We start from the raw sequence: 20,123 nt of genomic DNA, 5'->3' as shown, positions 1-20,123 counted from the left end.
CCGGTTCGGACGATTCCAATAGGGCGCTTCGATAGAACTAGCGCCACGCTTTCGGTTGTCTATGTACTGATATCAAAATTCAACTGGTATAATATTGCAATCGGAATATGGCGCCTGACAACGTCGCTTGTCAATGCGGCGGGCAGCGGAACTGTGCCGAATTTGCGCAGGGCCATTTGAAAGCGCGAAAGCTGCCCTAGAATTAGTAGAGTAAGGGCGTCGCAACGCTCGGCGCCTCTGCGGCACGCGCGTCTTCATCGGACGGGCAAAGTTCGCCGCAGCAATTTGATCTGCTGCATGTCTCTGACCTTAAATCGACACCGACTTGAGGAGACATGCGTTGGCAATCGCGACAGGGGAGGATCGCCGATGCGCTGCTTCACGGTACTTGGGCCCTCACAGACCGGAAAAACCACGCTGGTCGAAAAGCTGGCCGGTCTGGAGGGGGCCTCCAGAAAAGCTGTTTCACCCTACGGATTGAATATCACGGAATTCGAGTTTGGCGGCGAACCCTGGTGTGCGCTCGATGCACCCGGCGGAACCGAGGCGCTCGGCCATGCGCAGCATGCGCTGCTCGCCAGCGATGCCTGCGTGCTCTGCGTCTCGCCGGCGCCGGACGAGGCGGTGCTGGCCGCCCCCTATCTCAAGGCGATCGAGGCCTCCGGCACGCCCTGCATTCTCTTCATCAACCGCATGGACGAGCCGCGGGCGCGGCTGCGCGACGTGATTGCGGCCCTCCAGGACTATTCCGGCCACATGCTGCTCATGCGCCAGGTGCCGATCCGCGAGGGCGACAAGATCGTCGGCACCTGCGACCTGATCTCCGAGCGCGCCTGGCGCTACCGCGACGGGCAGACCTCGGCGCTGATCGAGATCCCGGATACGGTGATGGAGCGCGAGAAGGAGGCGCGCGCCGAACTGCTGGAACATTTCTCCGAATTCGACGACTGGCTGCTCGAAGAACTGATCGAGGATCGGGCGCCGGCAAACGACACGATCTACGCGATCTCCACGCGGCTCCTGAAGGAGAACCGGATCATCCCGGTGCTGGTGGGTTCCGCAAGCCATGCCAACGGCATCCTGCGGCTGATGAAGGCGCTGCGCCACGAGGCGCCTGATGTCGATGCGCTGCGCAAGCGGCTGGCGGCCGCCGGCTCCATCGCCGAGGGCGCGCTTTCGGCCGTCAGCTTCCATGCCTACCACCGCGCCAATGTCGGCAAGACCGTGCTGGTGCGGGCACTGACGCCAGGGATCAAGCAGGGCAGCTCGCTCGGCGGCGGCAGCCTCGGCTCGCTGCAGGACCCGGCGACCGGCAAGCCGCTGCCAAACGCCACGCCGGAGGAGGGCGCGATTTTCGCCGCGGTCAAGTCCGAGCATCTGCCGGTGCCGGCGCTGCTTGCCGGCAACAGCACGGCCGAGGCCCCGGAATGGACGGTGCCGCCGACGCCGATGCTGGAGCGCATCCTGGTGCCCGACAGCGAGCGCGACGAGACCAAGCTTTCCGGCACGCTCGCCAAACTCGCCGAGACGGACCGCGGGCTCGCGGTCATGCAGGAGGAGGGAACCGGCGCGCAACTGGTCTGCGTGCAGGGGCCGATGCATCTGCGCGATCTCTGCAAGACGCTGGCCGAGGTCTTCCATGTCGGCGTCACCGACAGGCCGCCGAGCCCGACCTATCGCGAGACGGTGCTGAAACCTTCCGACGTGCATTACCGCCACCGCAAGCAGACGGGCGGCGCCGGGCAGTTTGCCGACGTCAAGCTCAGCGTGCATCCGAACGAGCGCGGGACCGGCTTCTCCTTCGCTGAGACGGTGAAGGGCGGCGCGGTGCCGCGCAACTTCATCCCGGCGATCGAGGCGGGTGCGCGCGAAGCGATGGAGAAGGGCCCGCTCGGCTTTCAGGTGATCGATGTCGGCGTGACGCTGACCGACGGCCAGCACCATTCCGTCGACAGCAACGACTTCGCCTTCCGCGCGGCGGCGAAGATGGGCGTGCGCCAGGCGCTGTCGCAGGCGTCGGCCGTGCTGATGCAGCCGGTCATCCGCATCGAGATCCACATCCCCTCGATCTATTCAGGCAGCCTGGTGCCGATCGTCTCCACCTACAAGGGCCAGGTGCTCGGCTTCGACCGGGACGAGACCGCCAAGGGCTGGGACATCTTCCGCGCACTGGTGCCGGGATCGGCGCTCGACGACCTTGCCCGGGCATTGCGCGCAGCGACGCAAGGGATCGGCTATTTCTCCAAGAGCTTCGACCATTTCGAGGAGCTCTACGGCAAGGAGGCCGACGCGGTGATCCACGCGCACGGGGCGCAGCAGGCGGGGTAACCGGGAATCAAGGGCTGGAGCCTGTGCGGAGACCCAGCGGCGACGCTCTTCATGCTGTTCGCCGAGACTTGCATCACGCCCCTCATCCGGCCTGCCGCCCACCTTCTCCCCGCAGGCGGGGCGAAGGGACGTTGCCGCGCCCGCTCGCCCGCCTCACCACTCTCGGCATTCCTTGAAGCGACAAGCGCGGCGGACGAGGCATCAGCGGTTCATCCGCGTTCCGACGCCCGTCCGCGGGGAGTGGGCAGGAAGGGGCGAGCCTACCGGGACCGCGATACGGCCGCGATGCATGCATGGTAACTGTTACGTACTTCCGCACGCCTGAGCTCCAGGTCTAGCGTTCCTGCCGTGAAGGGGAGCGGAACTTCATGAGCTTTATCGATCTTTTCGCCTGGATCGTGCTGATCGTGCTCGTGGTGAGCACGGTCGCCGTCCTCATCTTTCTTGCCATGCTGCCGGGGTCGATCGCCAGGCGGCGCAATCACCCCTCAGCCGAGGCCGTCAATGTCGCGGGCTGGGTGACGCTGTTCCTCGGTTTCGCGCTGTGGCCGATCGCGCTTGTCTGGGCCTATGTCGACGTGCCGCGGCCGAACACGGCGCATTCAGCCGAGGCCCATCCAATCGAGGCGGGCCAGCCATGATCGTCTTCCTCTTCAACGTCTATCTGGCGATCCTCTTCCTGCTGGTGAAGCTCAGGATCGTCACCTTCAACCTTTTCTGGAAGATCTCACCGGCGATCGTGTTCCTGCTGCTCCTCGTCGGCCTGTTCATTCCGATGAACTGGGGGGCGCCGCAGGGCAAGGCGCTGGTGGTGCGCAATTCCGTGGCGATCGTGCCCGATGTCGCCGGCGAGGTCGTAGAAGTGCCGGTTGCCTCCAACAGCCCGCTCAAGGCCGGCGACGTGCTCTTCCGCATCGATCCCGTGCCCTACAAAGCGAAGGTTGACGCGCTGCAGGCGCAGCTCTCGCTGGAGGAGCTCCGGCTTTCGCAGATGACGCGGCTGCAGTCGCGCGATGCCGCGACCGAATTCGATGTCCAGCAGCGCCAGGCGGATGTCGACAATCTGAAGGCGCAGATCACCAACGCCGAATGGGAGCTCGACAAGACGACGGTCCGGGCGCCGGCCGACGGCTACGTAACCAACCTTGCGCTCCGGAAGGGGGCGCGCGTCGCGACCCTGCCGCTGTCGCCGGCCATGGCCTTCATCGACACGTCCGAAACGATCATCGGCGTCGAGATCAACCAGATCGACGCGCGCTACATAAAGCCCGGGCAGATGGTGGAGGCGACCTTCAAGTTCGCGCCCGGCGAAACCTATACCGGCAAGGTCGAAAGCGTGCTGCAGGCAATCGCCTCCGGGCAGGCCCGCGTCTCCGGTACGGCGGTGACGCCGGAGGTGGTATCGGCCGCGCCGTTCATCGTGCGGGTGAAACTCGACGACCAGGCCTTCGCCGCCCGGCTGCCGGCCGGCGCCACGGGGGATGCGGCCATCTTCACCGACCGGGTGAAGGCGGCGCATGTGATCCGCCGGGTGCTTCTGCGCCAGATCGCGATCACCAACTACGTCAATCCGTTCTGATCCTCAGTTTTCCGCAGGCGGGCGGCACGGTGTGGCCGGCTGCCCCGCCCGCAGGGTGACGGGAGGGGAAAGCGGAGGTGGGCGGTCAGCCGGCGATCGGCAGCGGCGCTTCAGGGTTGACGAGACCGGCTGCCCTGAGTTCGCGCCAGAAGTCGGCCGGCACGGCCTCGTTCAAGGCGGCGCGATCCTCGGCGATGCGGCTCGGCTGGCTGGCGCCGGGGATCACGGCGGCGACCGCGGGATTGGCGAGCGAGAATTGCAGGCCTGCCGCCTTCATGCTGATGCCGTAACGGTCGGCGATCGCCTTGATGCGCGCGACCTTGTCGAGGATTGCCGGCGTGGCCGGCGCATATTCGAAGTTCGGTCCGCCAACGAGCGCGCCGGAACTGTAGGGACCGCCGACGACGATGCCGAGGCCGCGTTTCGTGACCTCGGGCATGACACGCTGGAGGGCGCGGTCATGGTCGAGCAGGGTGTAGCGGCCGGCGAGCAGGAAGCCGTCGGGACGCGGACCTTCGAGCGCCAGCAGCAGTTCGATCGGCTCGACCCGGTTGACGCCGAGACCCCAGGCCTTGATCACGCCCTCGTCGCGTAAGCCGTCGAGCGCCCTAAAGGCGCCCTTGCGGGCCTTCTCGAAGACATCGAGCCATTCGTCGCCATAGAAATCCTGGGCAACGTCGTGGACGAAGGCGATCTCGATCCGGTCGGTTTTCAGGCGCTTGAGACTGTCTTCGATCGACCGCAGGGTCGCGTCATGGGAATAATCGTTGACGATCTTGTTGGGGCGGCCATAGCGGAAGACATCGCCTTTTTCGCCAAGGTCGCGGGCGCTGACATCCTCGATCTCGTCGAGGATCACCCGGCCGACCTTGGTGCTGATGACGTATTCGGCGCGCGGCCGTCCGGCGAGCGCCTCGCCCATGCGGATCTCGGCAAGGCCGGCGCCGTAGAAGGGGGCGTTGTCGAAATAGCGGATACCGTCGTTCCAGGCGGCTTCGACGGTCGCAAGTGCCTCCTTTTCGGGGATTTCACGGAACATGTTGCCGAGCGGCGCGGCGCCGAAACCAAGCTTTCCGGGCAGAATATCCTTGAGTGTCATTGTCCTGTCCTTTCCTGAGCAATGGGAAGGCGATGTCTCTGTGAGTTACTGCTATCGGTGAGGCATCGCTGTTGGACAAAGAAATAGGTCAGGCGGTCGATGGCCGGTAGCCGGGCGCGTTTCGCAACATCTGGGAAGCGAATTCACAGATGCCGGAACGACCGATCTGCCGGGGTATGGCATCGCGCTCGCAATCTTGCGCCGGAGGGTTCGATGCCGAATGGGACAGCGCGCCATCTCCACGAGACGATCAGGCTGGCCGGGTATAGCGCCGGCGGGCAACAGGGCAACAAGCTGCTTGGGAGGTTCAGAGGGGGGAGGTCGAAACCTCGTGGAGAGCAGGGACCTTCATGCTGTCACGGTGTTTGAAAGCGCCAGCTTCGTCCGTCCCAGAACGCCTGACGAAGTTCCCCGTTCCACCATGCGGGCCGGCCGCGTTCCAAGCTTCGGGAGAGCCCTGAAAGAGCGGGCCGTCGGGGGTGAGGGCGAAGGTCGCCCCAACCGTCGACGGAAAGCCCCGCAATGCATTTTACCAGTTGTTGTAACCGCGAATCGGGCAGTTGGGCTGAAGGCCGAAGACGATCGTCCGACGGTGCGACCCTCTAATTTCGATCCATTGATTGGTGGTTCGACCGACTCTGGCGCCCTGCAGGCCCTCGGCCCGCGCTATCGCCAAGGCGCGTTGCGGGGTACAAAGGCGCCGCTGGGCACGGCGATCGCGATAATAGCGGTCACGATAATCACGGTCACGATAGTAGCCGTCGCCATAGTCCTCGTCGTAATAGCGTCGGCCATCGTCATATCTCGGCCCACCGCCATCGATGTAGAGCTCTACGCCCTGGGCCAGTGCTGCGCCAGGTATCAGCGACGCGAGCAGCAGGCTGATCGAAATGATCTTCTTCATGTATGTCACCTCCTAAACGGCGGTCCCATTTAGCGCTTGTATTTATGAACGCAGCCAGAACGTGAATTGTTCATGCAACGAAAGACGCGGACGCCCGCGTCGATCGCCGGGATGCCTGCATCGCTATACGTGAGTCCCGCGCAAACGCGCATGCTTTTGCGCGATTTGCATTTGCCCATGTCGGCATCGGCCGCCTTCATTCGTCCTTGGAACGCTCGAACGGAGGACCAAGCCGCATGAAGCTTTATTTCAGCCGTAACCCCAATCCGCGCCTGGCGGTTTCTGTCGCGCGGTTTCTGAAGGCGGAGGTTGCCCTTGAATTTGCCGAGCCCATGGCTGCGGGGCAGGCCGAGCGCTATCGGGCGCTCAATCCAAATCTGCTTCTGCCGATCCTGGAGCGCCCCGGCCGGCCGCTCTGGGAGACGGATGCGATTGCCTGTTATCTTTCCCGGCATACCGGCTCCAGCTTCTGGCGCAGGGATGACGACGAACCGGAGATGATCCGCTGGGTGAGCTGGGGCAAGGAGAACTTCGTCAGAGCATGCGACATGGTGCATTGGGAGCGGGGGACCAAGCTGCGCTACGGCATCGGCCCGTGCGACGAAGCGATGGTGGAGGAGGGGCTGAAGGCCTTTCACAAGGCGGCCGCGATCCTCGAGGCGGAACTCTCCGGTCGCGCCTGGCTGGTGGGCGACACCGTCTCCTTTGCCGATTTCCGCATGGCGACGTTCCTGCCTTTCAATGATGCCGCGCGGCTGCCGATCGGGGACTATCCGGCGCTTGCGCGCTGGGCCGGTCAACTGGACGAGATCGGGGCCTGGCGCGATCCGTTCCGCGGGCTGGTGGCGCCGGAACTGCCGCCGATACCGGGCTGAACGGGGGTTTGCGCATCGTCGAGCCCTGTTGCATGATGGCGCGCAACGGGTTTTCGCCGCGCCCCGCCAAGCGCTGCAATCGGCGGTCCGGCCGGCTTTTGCGGAGGGGCGCAGCGGCCAAATGGCGGCCGCGCCCATTCCCAATGAATATCCGAAAGGTGTTTCGCTTTTTTTAGGAAGGCGGGATTTGCCGTCCTTCAGTACCTTTTTGGTTGTCCCGCGGGAGACGGGGCAATCACAAAGGTATGGAGGAGATACCCTTGGCAAGCATTGCAGAGGAAAACGCACTACCGGAGAATCCCGAAGACGAACGGCTGAGCATCGGCGCCAACCTGGCCTTTGGCCTGCAGCACGTCTTGACCATGTATGGCGGCATCGTCGCTGTTCCGCTGATCCTCGGCCAGGCCGCCGGGCTGAACTCCGCCGATGTCGGCCTGCTCGTCACCGCCTCGCTCTTTGCCGGCGGTCTTGCGACCATCCTGCAGACGATCGGCCTGCCGTTCTTCGGCAGCCGCCTGCCGCTGGTTCAGGGCGTTTCGTTCTCGGGCGTCGCGACGATGATCGCGATATCCGGCAATGGCGGCATTCCGGCCATCCTTGGCGCCGTCATCGCCGCCTCGCTGATCGGCCTCCTGATCACACCGGTATTTTCGCGCGTCACCCGCTTCTTTCCGCCGCTGGTGACCGGCATCGTCATCACCACCATCGGCCTCACGCTGATGCCGGTGGCAGCACTCTGGGCCATGGGCGGCAACAAGGCGGCGCCGGACTTCGGCAGCACCGCCAATATCCAGCTTGCGGCGGTGACGCTGATCATCGTGCTGCTCTTGAGCAAGCTCGGCAATGCGTCGATCTCCAGGCTTTCGATCCTGCTGTCGATCGTGATCGGCACCGGCATCGCCTATGTCGCCGGCATGACCGACTTTTCGCAAGTTGCAAACGGCCCGGTCTTCGCGCTGCCGAAGATCTTCCATTTCGGCTATCCGACCTTCGAGCTTGCCGCGATCATCTCCATGCTGATCGTCATCATGGTGACGCTGGTCGAAACCTCGGCCGACATTCTCGCCGTCGGTGAGATCGTCGAGACCAAGGTGGATTCGCGCCGGCTGGGCGACGGGCTGCGCGCCGACATGCTGTCGAGCATCCTGGCGCCGATCGTCGGCTCCTTCACCCAGAGCGCCTTTGCCCAGAATGTCGGCCTGGTGGCGGTCACCGGCGTCAAGAGCCGCTATGTGGTGGCAACGGGCGGCCTGTTCCTGGTGACGCTCGGCCTTCTGCCGATCATGGGGCGCGTCGTCGCTTCCGTTCCGACCTCCGTCCTTGGCGGCGCCGGCCTCGTGCTCTTCGGCACGGTCGCGGCCAGCGGCATCCGCACGCTTTCCAAGGTCGAGTACAACAACAACATGAACCTGGTGATCGTCGCCACCTCGATCGGCTTCGGCATGATCCCGATCGCAGCCCCCGGCTTCTACGAGCATTTCCCGGCCTGGGTCGCGACGATCTTCCATTCGGGTATCTCGTCGGCCGCCGTGATGGCGATCCTGCTCAACCTTCTGTTCAACCACCTCACGGCCGGCAATTCCGACCAGCAGTCGGTGTTCGTCGCGGCAACGGAGCGGACGATCCGCTACCAGGACATCGCCCGCCTGCACGACGGCGACTACTTCCTCAACGGCAAGCTCTACGATGCCAAGGGCATCGAGGTGCCGCTGATTGCCGCGGAGGCGCATTGAACCGGCTCGATTTTTGGAACCCGCAATCCCGGACCGCGAAACCGGGATTGCTTTTGAAACCCGCAATCCCCAGGAAAACCGCCTCGCACTTTTCCTGGGATTGCTCTGAGATCCCTGCAATCCCGGACGGAAAACCGCTTCGCACTTTTCCTGGGATTGTTCTGAGGCCCGCAATCCCGGACGGAAAACCGCTTCGCACTTTTCCTGGGATTGCTTTGAGACCCCGCCATTCCGGGCAGGAAGCCGCTTCCTGTTTTTCCTGGCGTTGATTGAAAACCCAACAAAAGGACATTGGGAATGACACAAGAGACCGACAACTACGCACTCCTCGACGCCCTGCTTGGCACCATGGAGCGCGGCATCATCCCGGCAACGGAAGCGGGCGTTGCCGCCGGCAACAAGATCTTCGGCGCGGCGCTCATGCGGAAGTCCGATCTTTCGACCGTGCTCGTCGAGACCAACAACGAGACGGAGAACCCGCTCTGGCACGGCGAAGTGCACACGCTGAAGCGCTTCTACGAGATCGAAGGCAGCGCGCGGCCGGATAGCCGCGACCTCATCTTCCTCTCCACGCACGAGCCCTGCTCGATGTGCCTGTCGGCCATCACCTGGGCGGGCTTCGACAATTTCTATTACTTCTTCAGCCACGAGGATTCCCGCGACTCGTTCTCCATCCCGCACGATCTCAAGATCCTGAAGGAGGTCTTCACGCTGGAGCCCGGCGGCTACAACCGGACGAACGCGTTCTGGAAGGGCCAGTCGATCCACGCGCTGATCGATGGCCTGCCCGAGGCGCAGCGCAACGAACTGAAGTCGCGCGCCGATGCGATCCGCGCCAAATATGACGAACTCTCGGCGGCATATCAGGCGAGCAAGGACGGCAATGCCATCCCGTTGAACTAGGCCGTGGACCCATAGAAACCGAGATCGGGTGGATAGCGGCCTGTCCATTTCTTGCGACCGGAAGGGACAGGCTGCCGTCTAAGGGCGCTATTTCAGCGGCAGAAACAGTTCCGCGACCGCCTCATGCTCCGGCACCTCCGGGAAGAAGCTCAGCCGCTGGCAATAGATCGGAAAGTCGCGTGCTTCCTCGCCGCTGGCCGGAAGCCAGTCGCGATAAAGATAGAGCGCGGCGGGCTCCAGATTGTCGGTGTTGCCAACGACGCGGAGCACCGCGCAGCGTCCGCCAGGGATCTCGCCGGCTTTGATCTGCTCGCCGTTCGCCTCGATCGGTTGGTCGGTCCCGACACAAAGGTCCACGCTATAATCGGCAGGTGATGCAGGACGTCGCTCAGAACGCCAGACATTGAAGGTCGGACTTGTCCTGGGGTGCAGGCCAGCGGCCTTGCGCCACGCGATGAACCGCTGGATGGTGGCAGCGAGCATCGCCGGGTCGCCCCGGTGCTCCATGATCGCCACCGGCGTGGGGGACACATTGCGAATCGTCACGTCGTCAGTGGTAAAGGTCTTTTGCATGAACTTGCTCCTCGCGTTGTCGAAAGGCCCGAAAGCCGCAAGCCACGGCTCCCAGTCGGGAGACTTCCGGAACGATGAAGGCGATTGCCCGAACCGTTGCCGAAAGGCGCGGGCGAAGGCGTCCGGTGCATCGTAACCGGCATCCATCGCTATGTCCGTGACGCTTTGGGCGTCCATGTAGGCCAGCCGGTACGAAGCGCGCTTCATACGGGCAAGCTGGACATAGCGATGCACGGATAACCCGAAGGTCGCCGCAAACTGCCGGTGGAAATGAAACTTCGAGAAGGCGGCAACACCGCTCACCGTTTCCAGGTCCAGATCAGTGTCAAGATGCCGGTCAATATAGTCCTGCACCCGCCGCATCCGGGCCTGATAGTTTTGTAGCGCCGCCTTCATCATTCCTCCTCCGTGGCAGCACCAACTAAGCGCACGCAGACATGACGCGCTCGACCAATCTTGCGGTTTTGTCATGGGCCGCAGAACATTGCCAAGGACCGTTTACGGGTACACCCAATATATGGATGAACGGCAAAAAGGGGCGTTCGCAGACTGGTGGCTTTCATTTCGCGCCGCACCCTGATTCAAGCTCAAAATGAGCCGAACTGACCTTGCCGACTTCGAATGGCGCGTGATCAGGCCGCTGCTGCCCACAAGCCGAGAGGCGTGCCCGGTGTCGATGATCGGCGCGTGCTCCAACTCGCCTCGTGCGGCGGTGGCTGCGCGCTTACGAGTGTACGGCGCTTTCCGCTCCGGGCCACCTGCCGAAAACCGGGCCATTTCATTGTCTCCCCAATTCAATAAAATGGCCTATTTCCTTGAAAGATTGCACATTCCTGCCAACGCGGGCAGGTGCTAGGTTCCCCGAAATTCAGTCGCGTTTTTGGGGGGAATTGCGTGAACTGGTCCAAGCCTCTCAGAGTGCATCTCAGCGTCCTGGTCGTCGCGCTGTTGCTCCTAACGGCGACGCCGATCATCTGGATGGCGTTCAGCCAAGGGCGACAGGCGGCGATCCTCGCCGGCGAGAAGCACATGCGGGAAATGAGCCTGCGGCTGATCGAGGGATACAGGAATGCGCTGGAGGGCGGCCAGGAGGCGGTTGCGCTTGCCTCCACGGTGCCGCAGCTTGCCGTCGCACCGCCGCAAGATCTGGAGCCGAAGGCGCAGTTCTTCCTGGAGGTACTCAAAAGCGTTTCCAACGCGACGAGCATCTATGCCGGCTATCCTGACGGCTCCTACCTGCAGGTGATCAACACGGAGAGGGATTATGTCCGCCAGACGCTCGCGGCACCGGCGGGCACCGCGTTTGCCGTCCGGGTGCTCGCCCACGGGCAGACCGTCGGTTCCGTGTCGACGCTCCGGTTTCTCGATGGCGAAGCGCGTCCGATCGGGGAGCGCCCGTTCGAGCGGACGAATTTCGATCCGCGGCAGAGCCCCTGGTACCAGGCGGCGCTGCGAAGCGGCGGGCCGGTTTCCGTCGGACCCTATGTCACCGGAACGCTCAAGGTGCCGACCTTGGCGCTCGCGACCCCCTTGAGGGGCGCCAGCGGCATCGTGGTCGGCACCAACATTCACCTGCAGACCATCAGCCGCCTGCTCGATGCGCGACAGATTTCGCCGCGGGCTCGCTCCTATGTCATCGGCAGCGACGACAGGCTCGTGGCCCACTCCGATCCGGCGCTCATGAGCACGATCCTGGGCGTGTGGTCGGGCGGCGGCGGGGCCGACATGCGCAGCCTCGACCCGAGCCTCGAGGTCGTCGCCCGGCTGCGCAAGGAGCCGGCCTATGCGGGCGGCGGTCTTGCCGAAGCCGATCTCGCCGGGGAGCGCTATCTGATCCAGATGGCGCCGGTCAGCGTTTCCGGCCTGTTCAAGGGCAGCTCGGTCGCAATCGTCGTGCCGCTGCAGGACCTGGTGGCACAGGCGAACCGGCTGCTCATCCGCAACCTCCTGATTGCCGCGAGCCTGCTGGTGGCCGGTGTCGTCGGATCGGTCCTGCTGTCGCGCGCGATCAGCCGCACGCTCTACCGGCTTGCGGACGAGGCGCGGCGGATCGGCGACCTGAACTTTGCCGGGAAGGGGACGCCGCATTCCTTTATCACCGAGATCAACACGCTGGCCGGCGCGCTGGCCGCCAGCCGCCATGCCATCCGCCAGTTTGCCCTCTATGTGCCGCGCGAAGTGGTGCGGCGGATCGTCAATCCACGTGGGGAGGCGGTCGCCAAGGCGGCGCGGCAGGAGGTGACCGTGCTCTTCAGCGATATCCGCGACTTTACCACCATATCCGAACGGCATTCGCCCGAGGACGTGGTGGAGATCCTCTCCGCCTATTTCGAGGAGCTGAACGGGATCGCCGAAGCGCATGCCGGCACGGTGGTGCAATATCTCGGCGACTCGCTGTTCGTCATGTGGAACGCACCCGTTCCGGATCCGCGGCATGCGGAAAACGGCTGTCGCTCGGCGCTGGCGATGAAGGCGGCGGTCGAGCGTCTGAACGAGGCCAACCGCCGGAACGGGCGACCGGAATTGTTCACCCGCTTCGGCTTGCATACCGGCCCGGCCGTCGTCGGCAGCTTCGGCGCGATCTCGCGCCAGCAATACACGGCCATGGGCGACACGATCAACGTCGCCTCGAGGCTCGAAGGATTGAATAAGGAGTTCGGCACGACGATCCTCGTCAGCGGAGCCGTGCACGACGCCGTTGCCGATACCTTCGACTTCCGCCCGATCGGGCTCATCCCCGTGAAGGGGCGCCACGAGAAGGTCGACCTCTGGGAACTGGTGGGCGAGAGGGCCGGGTAGAGCGCCGTAGTACCGGGGCCGCAAGCGCTGCGGCGACGCCCGACGGGACGCGTGGGCGCTTCAGCGTTCCGCCAGAAAGCCGGAAACCATCGACCGGAAGGCGTCGATCGCCTTCGGCAGCACCGCCTTCGGATCGTCGCTGGCGGCCACCCAGAGAGCGGCGTTGAGAGCGGCGCCGCTCAAGAGCCTCGCCGCTGCTTCCGGGTCGACGGGTTTCAGGATGCCCCTTTCAAGCAGGCGCTCGACGGTCTCCCGCGTCGCCAGCAGGCAGCTGTTCTGGCTCGGCCATTTCGAGGGGTCGCCGAGCACGGCGGGCCCGTCGAGCAGCACGATCCGCTGCACCTCCGGATCGAGCGCCATCTCGATATAGGCGGCGCCTTCGGCGAGCATCGCCTGCCAGCCGTCTTCGTTGCCGCTGCCGATCTCCTTGGCGCGCGCGGCCATTTCACTGTCAATCTGGTTGACGACGGCGGCGAGCAGCCCGCGCTTGTCGCCGAAATTGTGGTAGAGCGCGCCGCGCGTCAGGCCGACATCGGCGGTCAGCTCGTCCATCGAGGCCGCGGCATAGCCCTTTTGCGCGAAGGCCTTCCGACCCGCCGCGATCAGCTTGGCGCGGTTCTCTTCCATCGTTTCCTGGCGGCGTCTGGCCATGCGGTCCTCAAATTCATATACGGCGCGTATATGATTTGACATACGCGTCGTATTTGGTTAGTTCATATACGTGGCGTATATCAAATGGAGCGGGTTTTGTGAAGTTCTGCCTGATCGGGCAGCGCTCGCCCGTTTCTGCGCCCTAGATTTCAAAAAAGGACCAGACCGATGACTTCACGCGACGCAATCTTTCCCGCCAACCGCCACGCGCTCTACGAGGCGCACGGTTATTCCGCCGCGATCCGCTCCGAGGACCTGCTGTTCGTTTCCGGCCAGGTCGGCAGCCGCGAGGACGGCACGCCCGAGCCGGATTTCGCCCGCCAGGTCGAGCGCGCCTTCGACAATCTCGGGGCAACGCTCAAGGCGGCCGGCTGCAGTTTCGACGACATCGTCGACGTCACCACCTTCCACACCGACCCGGAAAACCAGTTCGAGACGATCATGGCCGTCAAGAACCGGATCTTCCCCGAAAAGCCCTATCCGAACTGGACCGCAATCGGCGTCAACTGGCTCGCCGGCTTCGACTTCGAGATCAAGGTGATTGCGCGGATTCCGGCGAGCGCGGGAGTTGGGCGCGAGCGGGCGGCATAGTTCGCGCGGGATCGGCGGCACATGCTGAGCCGAAGATGCCTTCTGGCGAGCGGGAATCCCAATCTCCCTCATCCTCGCCCCTGTGGCGGCGATCCAGCGACCCGACGTTCGTCGGGTCAAAAGAGCCTTTCAGCCCAAAGGCTTGGGCTGATCCCGCAGTTCCAACGGAACTGCCGGAGATTCCCGTGACAGGCACAGGAATGACGGAGATCTTGGCTGACGCACCGGCTTCCCTCGCAAGCCTACAACAATGTTCGCCAGTCTGTCGGCGGCTTAATGCGCCGGCCAATCCCGAGCCTAATGCAGATGCGCAAGCTTGTCCGGATTGCGCACCACATAGATCGCCACGACCTTGCCGTCCGCGATCTCCAGCGCGGTCGATTGCAGCTCGCCATCGGCCTCGCGGGTGACGAAGCCGGGCAGGCCGTTGATGAAACCGGTGCGCACGAGCGTCGAGCCGTGTTTGGCGAAGAGGGCGGCGAGTTGCTCGTGCACCTTCATCACGGCGTCGTAACCGAGGATCGGCCGCATGGCTGCCGGGCGCTTGCCGCCGCCGTCGGAATGCACGCTGACATCGGCTGCCAGCATGGCGCCGAGCGTCTTCATGTCGCCGCTGCGGGAGGCCGCGTAGAAGGCGTTGGCGATTTCGAGGCCGCGCTGCTGCTCGATCTGGAAGCGTGGCCGCTCCTCGCGCACATGGGTGCGGGCGCGGGCCGCGAGCTGGCGGCAAGCGGCGGCGTCGCGCTCGATCGTGGTGGCAACTTCGTCGAAGCTCAGGCCGAAGACGTCGTGCAGCAGGAAGGCGGCGCGCTCCAGCGGCGAAAGCCGCTCGAGCGCCAGCATCAGGGGCAGGGTGACGTCATCCTCCGGCTCCTCCTCGACGACGGGGTCGGGAAGCCAGGGGCCGACATAGGTCTCGCGCTGGCGCCGGGCGGATTTCAACTGATCGAGGCAGAGCCTAGTCACCGCGCGGCGCAGGAACGCTTCGGGTTCGCGCACCGCCGCGCGGTCGGCCCCCATCCAGCGGATGAAGGCCTCCTGCACCATGTCCTCCGCATCGGCGACGGAGCCGAGCATGCGGTAGGCCACGCGGACCAGCTTCGGGCGCAGCGGATCGAAAGCCGCCGCTGCGTCCTCCTGGGGCGAACTCGCCATCAGGCGGCGGCCTGGGCGGCCTTGGCTTCCGCCGGCTCGACCCAGAGCCCGAAGCCGACGGCGAGGCGGTTCCAGCCATTGATGACGTTGATCATCAGCGTGAGCTTCACCTGTTCCTCCTCGGTGAAATGGTCCTTGAGCGCTTCGTAGGCCTTTTCGTGGGTGTGGCCTTCCGAAAGCCTGGTCAGCGCTTCGGTCCAGCCTAGCGCGGCGCGCTCGCGATCGGAATAGCACGGCGCCTCGCGCCAGGCCGAAAGCAGATAGATGCGCTGCTCGGTTTCGCCCTTCTCGCGGGCTTCCTGAGTGTGCATGTTGATGCAGTTGGCGCAGCCGTTGATCTGCGACGCGCGGATCTTCACGAGCTCGACGATGGTCTGGTCGAGGCTCGCGGCAACGGCGACGGAGGTGCCCAGCCAGGTCTTCATCAGTGCGGGGGCAGCGGCGAAAAGGTCGATCTTGGCAGTCATGGTTCCGTTTCCTTTCGTTGGTTCCGATACCATGACGAGCGAGCTACGGCCGGTGTGACATCGGCGCGAAATTTTTTACGGAATCCTGTGCGGCGAGCGTGTCGGCAGCTTGGGTGATGCAGCATTTGAAGGCCGACCGATCGCCGGCCTCACCCGCGATCCGCGCGGTCGGCAGCGCCTATTCGGCGGAAGGCTGGCTGCGGCGTTCCAATATGGACTGAAACAGATCGGCCTGGCGCTCGGTGGCGAGGCGAATTTTCTTGAGCTGTCCGAGCAACGAGCCGAAGGCCGCAAGCGCGACGCCTGCGCCGATGCTGGGCGATGCGGACTGCAGGGCAAGGAGAACGCCCATCCAGCCGAAATACGGCACGGTTGCTTGCAGCGCGAACGCCAGCGATACGACGATGACCACCGCTCCGGCAATTTTCAGAAAAGTGTCCATGGCAGTTCCTCCACACGCATTCCGTGCAGGCTTTCTCGGCCTGCAAATTATGTCAAGGGAGCTTGGGTTCTCCCGGTGAGGGAGCGCGATACGCGACTTGCCGTTCTACAGCGCCGCGCGTCTTTTAAGACGCGCAAAGGTCGCTGTAGCATTTTGATTTGCTGCATGTCACACCCCTGTAAAAAGGCGGCTCTATCCCTCGGCGCCAGTTTCAACACGAGGGTATATTGATGAAATCGTTCGTTTCCGTCCTTGCCGGCGCTGTCGTCGCAGGCCTGCTTTCGACCGCCGCTTACGCCGAAAACCTGGTGCTTTATACCAGCCAGCCGAACGAGGACGCGCAGGCGACCGTCGATGCCTTTGAGGCGGCCAATCCCGGCATCGAGGTGGAATGGGTGCGCGAGGGCACGACGAAGATCATGGCCAAGCTGATGGCCGAGATCGAGGCCGGCAATCCGGTCGCCGACGTGCTCTTGATCGCCGACACGGTGACGATGCAGCGGCTGAAGGAAGCCGGGCATCTCGCCGACTACAAGTCGCCGGAAGCGGCCAGCTACGATGCCTCGCTCTATGATGCCGACGGCGCTTACTACTCCACCAAGATGATCACGACCGGCATCGTCTACAACACCTCTGCTGCCATGAAGCCCGCGGGCTGGCAGGATCTCAGCAAACCGGAAGCCAAGGGCCTCGTCACCATGCCGAGCCCGCTGACCTCGGGCGCGGCGCTGATCCATGCGCAGACGCTGACCGGCATCCAGGGCCTCGGCTGGGATTATTACAAGGCGCTCGCGGCAAACGGCGCCACGGCGGCCGGCGGCAATGGCGGCGTGCTGAAGGCGGTTGCAACCGGCGAGAAGGCCTATGGCATGCTCGTCGATTTCATGGCGATCCGCGAGAAGGCCAAGGGCGCGCCGGTGGAGTTCGTCTTCCCGGCCGAGGGCGTTTCGGCCGTGACCGAGCCGGTCGGCATCCTGAAGACCGCCAAGAACGTCGAGGCCGCCAAGAAGTTCGTCGACTTCCTACTGTCCGAGGAAGGCCAGAAGACGGCGGTGAAGATGGGCTACATTCCGGCCCGCAACGGCGTGGCGCTGCCCGAGGGCTATCCGGCGCGCGAGACGATCAAGGTGCTGCCGGTGAACGCCGCTGACGCCGTGAAGAATTCCGACGCGGACCTCAAAACCTTTTCCGGCATCTTCGGCACGAACTGATCGGAATGCTCGAACGCAATGACCTGCGCAGCCGGCCCCGCTGGCTGCGCTTTCCCTTTCAAGGCCGAGCGATAAAGGCGCCGCAGGTGCCGGCGAGGGCAGGCGTGAGCCCCGCTGCCGAGCCGCGCTGGCTGGCGCCCTTCGTTTTCGCCTGCCTGTTTCTGCTCTGCCTGCTGCCGCTCTTCAGCCTGGCGAAGGCCGGCTTTGCCGGGCTCGTCTCCGGCCAATCCATCGGCGTGCTCACCGAGCCCGCGACCTTTGCGGCGATCCGCAACACGCTGATAACGGCAACCGGCGGCATGGTCGTCGCCGTCGTTATCGGCGCGCTCTTTGCCTTCTCGGTGGCGCTGACGGATGTGCGCGGCAAGCTGGCCCTGAGTTTTGCCTTCATGCTGCCGATGATGATCCCGCCGCAGGTGACGGCCCTTGCCTGGGTGGAGATGACCGGGCCTGCGAGCCCGCTGTTAAAGACGCTGGGGATCGCGCCGCCGCTCGGCAGCCCGCAGCCGCTCTATTCGCTGTCAGGTATTTCGCTGCTCCTCGGCGTCCAGCACGCGCCGCTCGTTTTCCTGGCGCTAAAAGCGGGGCTTTCGGCCTCGCCGCGCGACGGAGTGGAAGCGGCGCGGCTTGCGGGCGCCACGCCATTCCGTGTCTTTCGCGATATCGTCGTACTGCTGTCGCTGCCGGGGTTGATTGCCGGTGCTGCGATCGCCTTCGTTTCCGGTGTCGGCAATTTCGGCATACCGGCGATCCTCGGCATTCCCGCCGGGATCGCGGTGCTGCCGACCCTGATCTATACGCGGCTTGCGAGCTTCGGCGCCGGCACCTTCGGCGAGATCGCGGCTTTGTCCAGCCTGATCGCCATGATCGCCGCCGCCGGGCTGATCCTGCAGCAGCGCGCCCTTTCCGGCCGGGACTATCGCATCATCGGCCTCTCGGGCGCGAATGCCGCCTTCTCGCTCGGTCGCTTCCGCCTGGTTGTCGAGCTGGCGCTGGTGGCGATCCTGTTTCTCGTGCTGGTGGCGCCGCTTGCGGCCCTCGTCGCGAGCTCGCTGGTGCCGGCCTATGGCGTGCCGCTCACTCTTCAAACCGTGTCGCTCAGCGCTTACGAAGAAATCCTCTTCCGCCAGTCGATGACGCTGAAAGCATTCGCCAATTCGATGTTCCTCGCGACCGCTTCGGCGTTCGGCCTGCTCGCCGTTTCGGTGCCGGCCGCTTACCTGATGACCCGGCGCAAGGGGTGGCTTGCCGATGTGCTCGGCATCCTGATCGAAATTCCCTATGCGCTGCCGGGCATCGTGCTGGCTGTCGCCTTCATCCTCACCTTTGCGGCACCTGTGCCCGTCCTCGACGTCTCGCTCTACGGCACGATCTGGATCATCCTGATTGCCTATTTTTCCTCGTTCCTCGCCGTCAGCCTCAAGCCGGTGATGAGCGCCTTCCTGCAGATGGATCCGTCGCTCGAAGAGGCCGCACGTCTCTCCGGTGCCGGCTTTGTCCGGCGCATGCGCGACGTGATCCTGCCCTTGGTGGCGCCGGCCGCGGGCGCTGCGATCATCCTCGTCTTCCTGATCGCCGCCAACGAGCTCACGGTCTCGGCGCTGCTCTGGTCGGCCGGAACGCAGACGCTCGGCGTCGCCATCTTCAATCTCGACGACAGCGGCTCGTCGGACCTTGCCGCGGCACTCTCCGTGCTCGTCGTGGTGATGGTCGTTGTCTTGATGGCCGCGCTCGAGGCGCTTGCGAAATATCTTCCCGGGGGCGTGCTGCCGTGGCGCAATTGATCCTCAACCACCTCACCAAAGATTTCGGCGATGGCCGGCCGGCGGTGTCGGATGTGTCGCTGACGGTGCGGGAAGGCGGCTTCCTGGCGCTGCTCGGACCGTCCGGCTGCGGCAAGACGACGGTGCTCAGGATGATCGCCGGCTTCGAGCGCCCGAGCGACGGCTCGATCGATTTCGGCGAAAGGCGGCTGTCCGACGCCGCGCGGGCGCTGCCGCCGGAACGGCGCAACATGGCGATGGTGTTCCAGTCCTATGCGCTCTGGCCGCATATGACGGTGGCGGAGAATGTCGGCTATCCCTTGAAGGTGCGCGGCATTTCGGGGAACGCGTGGCGCAGAAGCGTCGGCGACGCGCTTTCGCTGGTGAAGCTCACCGACTATGCCGAGCGCCGGCCGGCCGCCCTTTCCGGCGGTCAGCGCCAGCGCGTGGCGCTCGCCCGCTGCCTGGTGACCTCGCCCGACGTGGTGTTGCTCGACGAACCGCTCGCCAATCTCGACCAGCATCTGCGCAAATCGATGGAAGAGACCTTCCGCATCTTCCACGAGCGCTCCGGCGCGACGATGATCTATGTGACGCATGACCAGGCCGAGGCGATGGCGCTCGCGACCGATGTCGCCGTCATGTCGGAGGGGCGGCTGATGCAGCTGGCGCCACCCGCCGAAATCTACGCAAGGCCCGAAGGCGCCGTCGTCGGCGGCCTGATCGGCCGCGGCTCCGTCCTGAAGCTGGCCGTACCGGCGGGGGCGCCGAGGGCGCTGGAATGGGCGACGTTGCGCGCCGCGCTGGGTGGCATCGGCGAGGCGGGTGCGGGCAGTGGGGCACTTCGCGACGTCCTCGTGCGGCCGGAGCATGTGCGCCGCGACGGCGAGGGGATGGCGTTTCGGGTCATCTCCTGCGTGTTCGAGGGCGAACGTTTTGCGCTGACGCTGGCGCTGCCCGACGGGCAGGTGCTGAAAGCCTATGGCGAAAGCGCAATGATGCCCGGGGATACGGTGCGCTTCGTGCTGAGCCGGGGCTGGCGGTTGTAGC

The 20,123-nt window shown here is 64.5% G+C and carries 18 protein-coding genes and 1 pseudogene; 12 read left to right on the top strand and 7 right to left on the bottom strand.

All coding sequences use genetic code 11. The features are described 5' to 3' along the window. Window positions 1-369 precede the first annotated feature (369 nt). The 3 genes from AC1Z3V_RS28955 (at window position 370) to AC1Z3V_RS28945 (ending at window position 3,907) form a co-directional block, all read left to right on the top strand. Window positions 370-2,328 (top strand): elongation factor G, encoded by a 1,959-nt coding sequence (locus AC1Z3V_RS28955; protein ID WP_483503246.1) that lies wholly within the window; start codon window positions 370-372, stop codon window positions 2,326-2,328. Between the two features lie 368 nt (window positions 2,329-2,696). After that, window positions 2,697-2,969, top strand: a complete 273-nt coding sequence (locus tag AC1Z3V_RS28950; protein WP_483503244.1) for a DUF3302 domain-containing protein — start codon at window positions 2,697-2,699, stop codon at window positions 2,967-2,969. Continuing rightward, window positions 2,966-3,907: an HlyD family secretion protein gene (locus AC1Z3V_RS28945; RefSeq protein WP_483503242.1), complete on the top strand. Its 942-nt coding sequence runs from the start codon at window positions 2,966-2,968 to the stop codon at window positions 3,905-3,907. The genes AC1Z3V_RS28950 and AC1Z3V_RS28945 overlap by 4 nt, the downstream gene beginning before the upstream one ends. 85 nt (window positions 3,908-3,992) lie before the next feature. Here AC1Z3V_RS28945 and AC1Z3V_RS28940 read toward each other — a convergent pair whose 3' ends face one another. Both AC1Z3V_RS28940 and AC1Z3V_RS28935 read right to left on the bottom strand, forming a co-directional pair. Beyond that, a complete protein-coding gene (locus AC1Z3V_RS28940; protein WP_483503240.1) occupies window positions 3,993-5,006 on the bottom strand; it encodes an aldo/keto reductase in 1,014 nt (337 codons plus the stop codon). 529 nt (window positions 5,007-5,535) lie between these two features. Further along, window positions 5,536-5,910, bottom strand: a complete 375-nt coding sequence (locus AC1Z3V_RS28935; protein WP_429807017.1) for a hypothetical protein — start codon at window positions 5,908-5,910, stop codon at window positions 5,536-5,538. Between the two features lie 236 nt (window positions 5,911-6,146). Here AC1Z3V_RS28935 and AC1Z3V_RS28930 point away from each other — a divergent pair, with 236 nt between their 5' ends. From AC1Z3V_RS28930 to AC1Z3V_RS28920, 3 genes are all read left to right on the top strand, one after another. Further along, the gene (locus AC1Z3V_RS28930) at window positions 6,147-6,785 is read left to right on the top strand and encodes a glutathione S-transferase family protein (protein WP_483503238.1); all 639 of its coding nucleotides are present in this window, start codon (window positions 6,147-6,149) and stop codon (window positions 6,783-6,785) included. Between the two features lie 260 nt (window positions 6,786-7,045). Continuing rightward, window positions 7,046-8,518, top strand: a complete 1,473-nt coding sequence (locus tag AC1Z3V_RS28925; RefSeq protein WP_483503236.1) for a nucleobase:cation symporter-2 family protein — start codon at window positions 7,046-7,048, stop codon at window positions 8,516-8,518. A 297-nt stretch (window positions 8,519-8,815) separates the two neighbouring features. Further along, window positions 8,816-9,421 (top strand): deaminase, encoded by a 606-nt coding sequence (locus tag AC1Z3V_RS28920; protein ID WP_483503234.1) that lies wholly within the window; start codon window positions 8,816-8,818, stop codon window positions 9,419-9,421. Between the two features lie 87 nt (window positions 9,422-9,508). Here the strand turns inward: AC1Z3V_RS28920 and AC1Z3V_RS28915 are convergent, their stop codons facing one another. Further along, entirely contained in the window at window positions 9,509-10,390 is an 882-nt protein-coding gene (locus tag AC1Z3V_RS28915; RefSeq protein ID WP_483504173.1) for an AraC family transcriptional regulator, read from the bottom strand. A 196-nt stretch (window positions 10,391-10,586) separates the two neighbouring features. Between AC1Z3V_RS28915 and AC1Z3V_RS28910 the strand changes: the two are divergent. Both AC1Z3V_RS28910 and AC1Z3V_RS28905 read left to right on the top strand, forming a co-directional pair. Beyond that, window positions 10,587-10,687: pseudogene (locus AC1Z3V_RS28910) on the top strand (IS5/IS1182 family transposase); the annotation flags it as partial. 201 nt (window positions 10,688-10,888) lie between these two features. Continuing rightward, window positions 10,889-12,793: an adenylate/guanylate cyclase domain-containing protein gene (locus tag AC1Z3V_RS28905; RefSeq protein ID WP_483503232.1), complete on the top strand. Its 1,905-nt coding sequence runs from the start codon at window positions 10,889-10,891 to the stop codon at window positions 12,791-12,793. A gap of 60 nt (window positions 12,794-12,853) precedes the next feature. Here the strand turns inward: AC1Z3V_RS28905 and AC1Z3V_RS28900 are convergent, their stop codons facing one another. Next, the gene (locus AC1Z3V_RS28900) at window positions 12,854-13,444 is read right to left on the bottom strand and encodes a TetR/AcrR family transcriptional regulator (protein WP_483503230.1); all 591 of its coding nucleotides are present in this window, start codon (window positions 13,442-13,444) and stop codon (window positions 12,854-12,856) included. A 168-nt stretch (window positions 13,445-13,612) separates the two neighbouring features. On the opposite strand from AC1Z3V_RS28900, the gene AC1Z3V_RS28895 reads away from it, so the two are divergent. After that, entirely contained in the window at window positions 13,613-14,035 is a 423-nt protein-coding gene (locus tag AC1Z3V_RS28895; RefSeq protein ID WP_483503228.1) for a RidA family protein, read from the top strand. Between the two features lie 297 nt (window positions 14,036-14,332). Here the strand turns inward: AC1Z3V_RS28895 and AC1Z3V_RS28890 are convergent, their stop codons facing one another. From AC1Z3V_RS28890 to AC1Z3V_RS28880, 3 genes are all read right to left on the bottom strand, one after another. After that, window positions 14,333-15,190: a sigma-70 family RNA polymerase sigma factor gene (locus AC1Z3V_RS28890; protein ID WP_483503226.1), complete on the bottom strand. Its 858-nt coding sequence runs from the start codon at window positions 15,188-15,190 to the stop codon at window positions 14,333-14,335. Then, on the bottom strand, window positions 15,190-15,657 hold the full coding sequence (locus AC1Z3V_RS28885; RefSeq protein WP_483503224.1) for a carboxymuconolactone decarboxylase family protein: 468 nt from the start codon (window positions 15,655-15,657) through the stop codon (window positions 15,190-15,192). Before AC1Z3V_RS28885 ends, AC1Z3V_RS28890 begins: the two co-directional genes overlap by 1 nt. A gap of 178 nt (window positions 15,658-15,835) precedes the next feature. Further along, entirely contained in the window at window positions 15,836-16,099 is a 264-nt protein-coding gene (locus AC1Z3V_RS28880; RefSeq protein WP_483503223.1) for a hypothetical protein, read from the bottom strand. A 230-nt stretch (window positions 16,100-16,329) separates the two neighbouring features. On the opposite strand from AC1Z3V_RS28880, the gene AC1Z3V_RS28875 reads away from it, so the two are divergent. From AC1Z3V_RS28875 to AC1Z3V_RS28865, 3 genes are all read left to right on the top strand, one after another. Next, window positions 16,330-17,310 carry an ABC transporter substrate-binding protein gene (locus tag AC1Z3V_RS28875; protein ID WP_483503222.1) on the top strand — a complete coding sequence of 327 codons (981 nt, stop codon included), beginning with the start codon at window positions 16,330-16,332 and terminating at the stop codon, window positions 17,308-17,310. 104 nt (window positions 17,311-17,414) lie between these two features. After that, entirely contained in the window at window positions 17,415-19,094 is a 1,680-nt protein-coding gene (locus tag AC1Z3V_RS28870) for an ABC transporter permease (protein ID WP_483503220.1), read from the top strand. Beyond that, entirely contained in the window at window positions 19,082-20,122 is a 1,041-nt protein-coding gene (locus AC1Z3V_RS28865) for an ABC transporter ATP-binding protein (RefSeq protein ID WP_483503218.1), read from the top strand. The genes AC1Z3V_RS28870 and AC1Z3V_RS28865 overlap by 13 nt, the downstream gene beginning before the upstream one ends. Window position 20,123 lies beyond the last annotated feature (1 nt).

The sequence above is a fragment of the Ensifer sp. 38_S197 genome (assembly GCF_056924495.1).
Note: the sequence above shows the minus strand (reverse complement) of the source record. Positions and strands in the feature narration are given on the sequence as shown.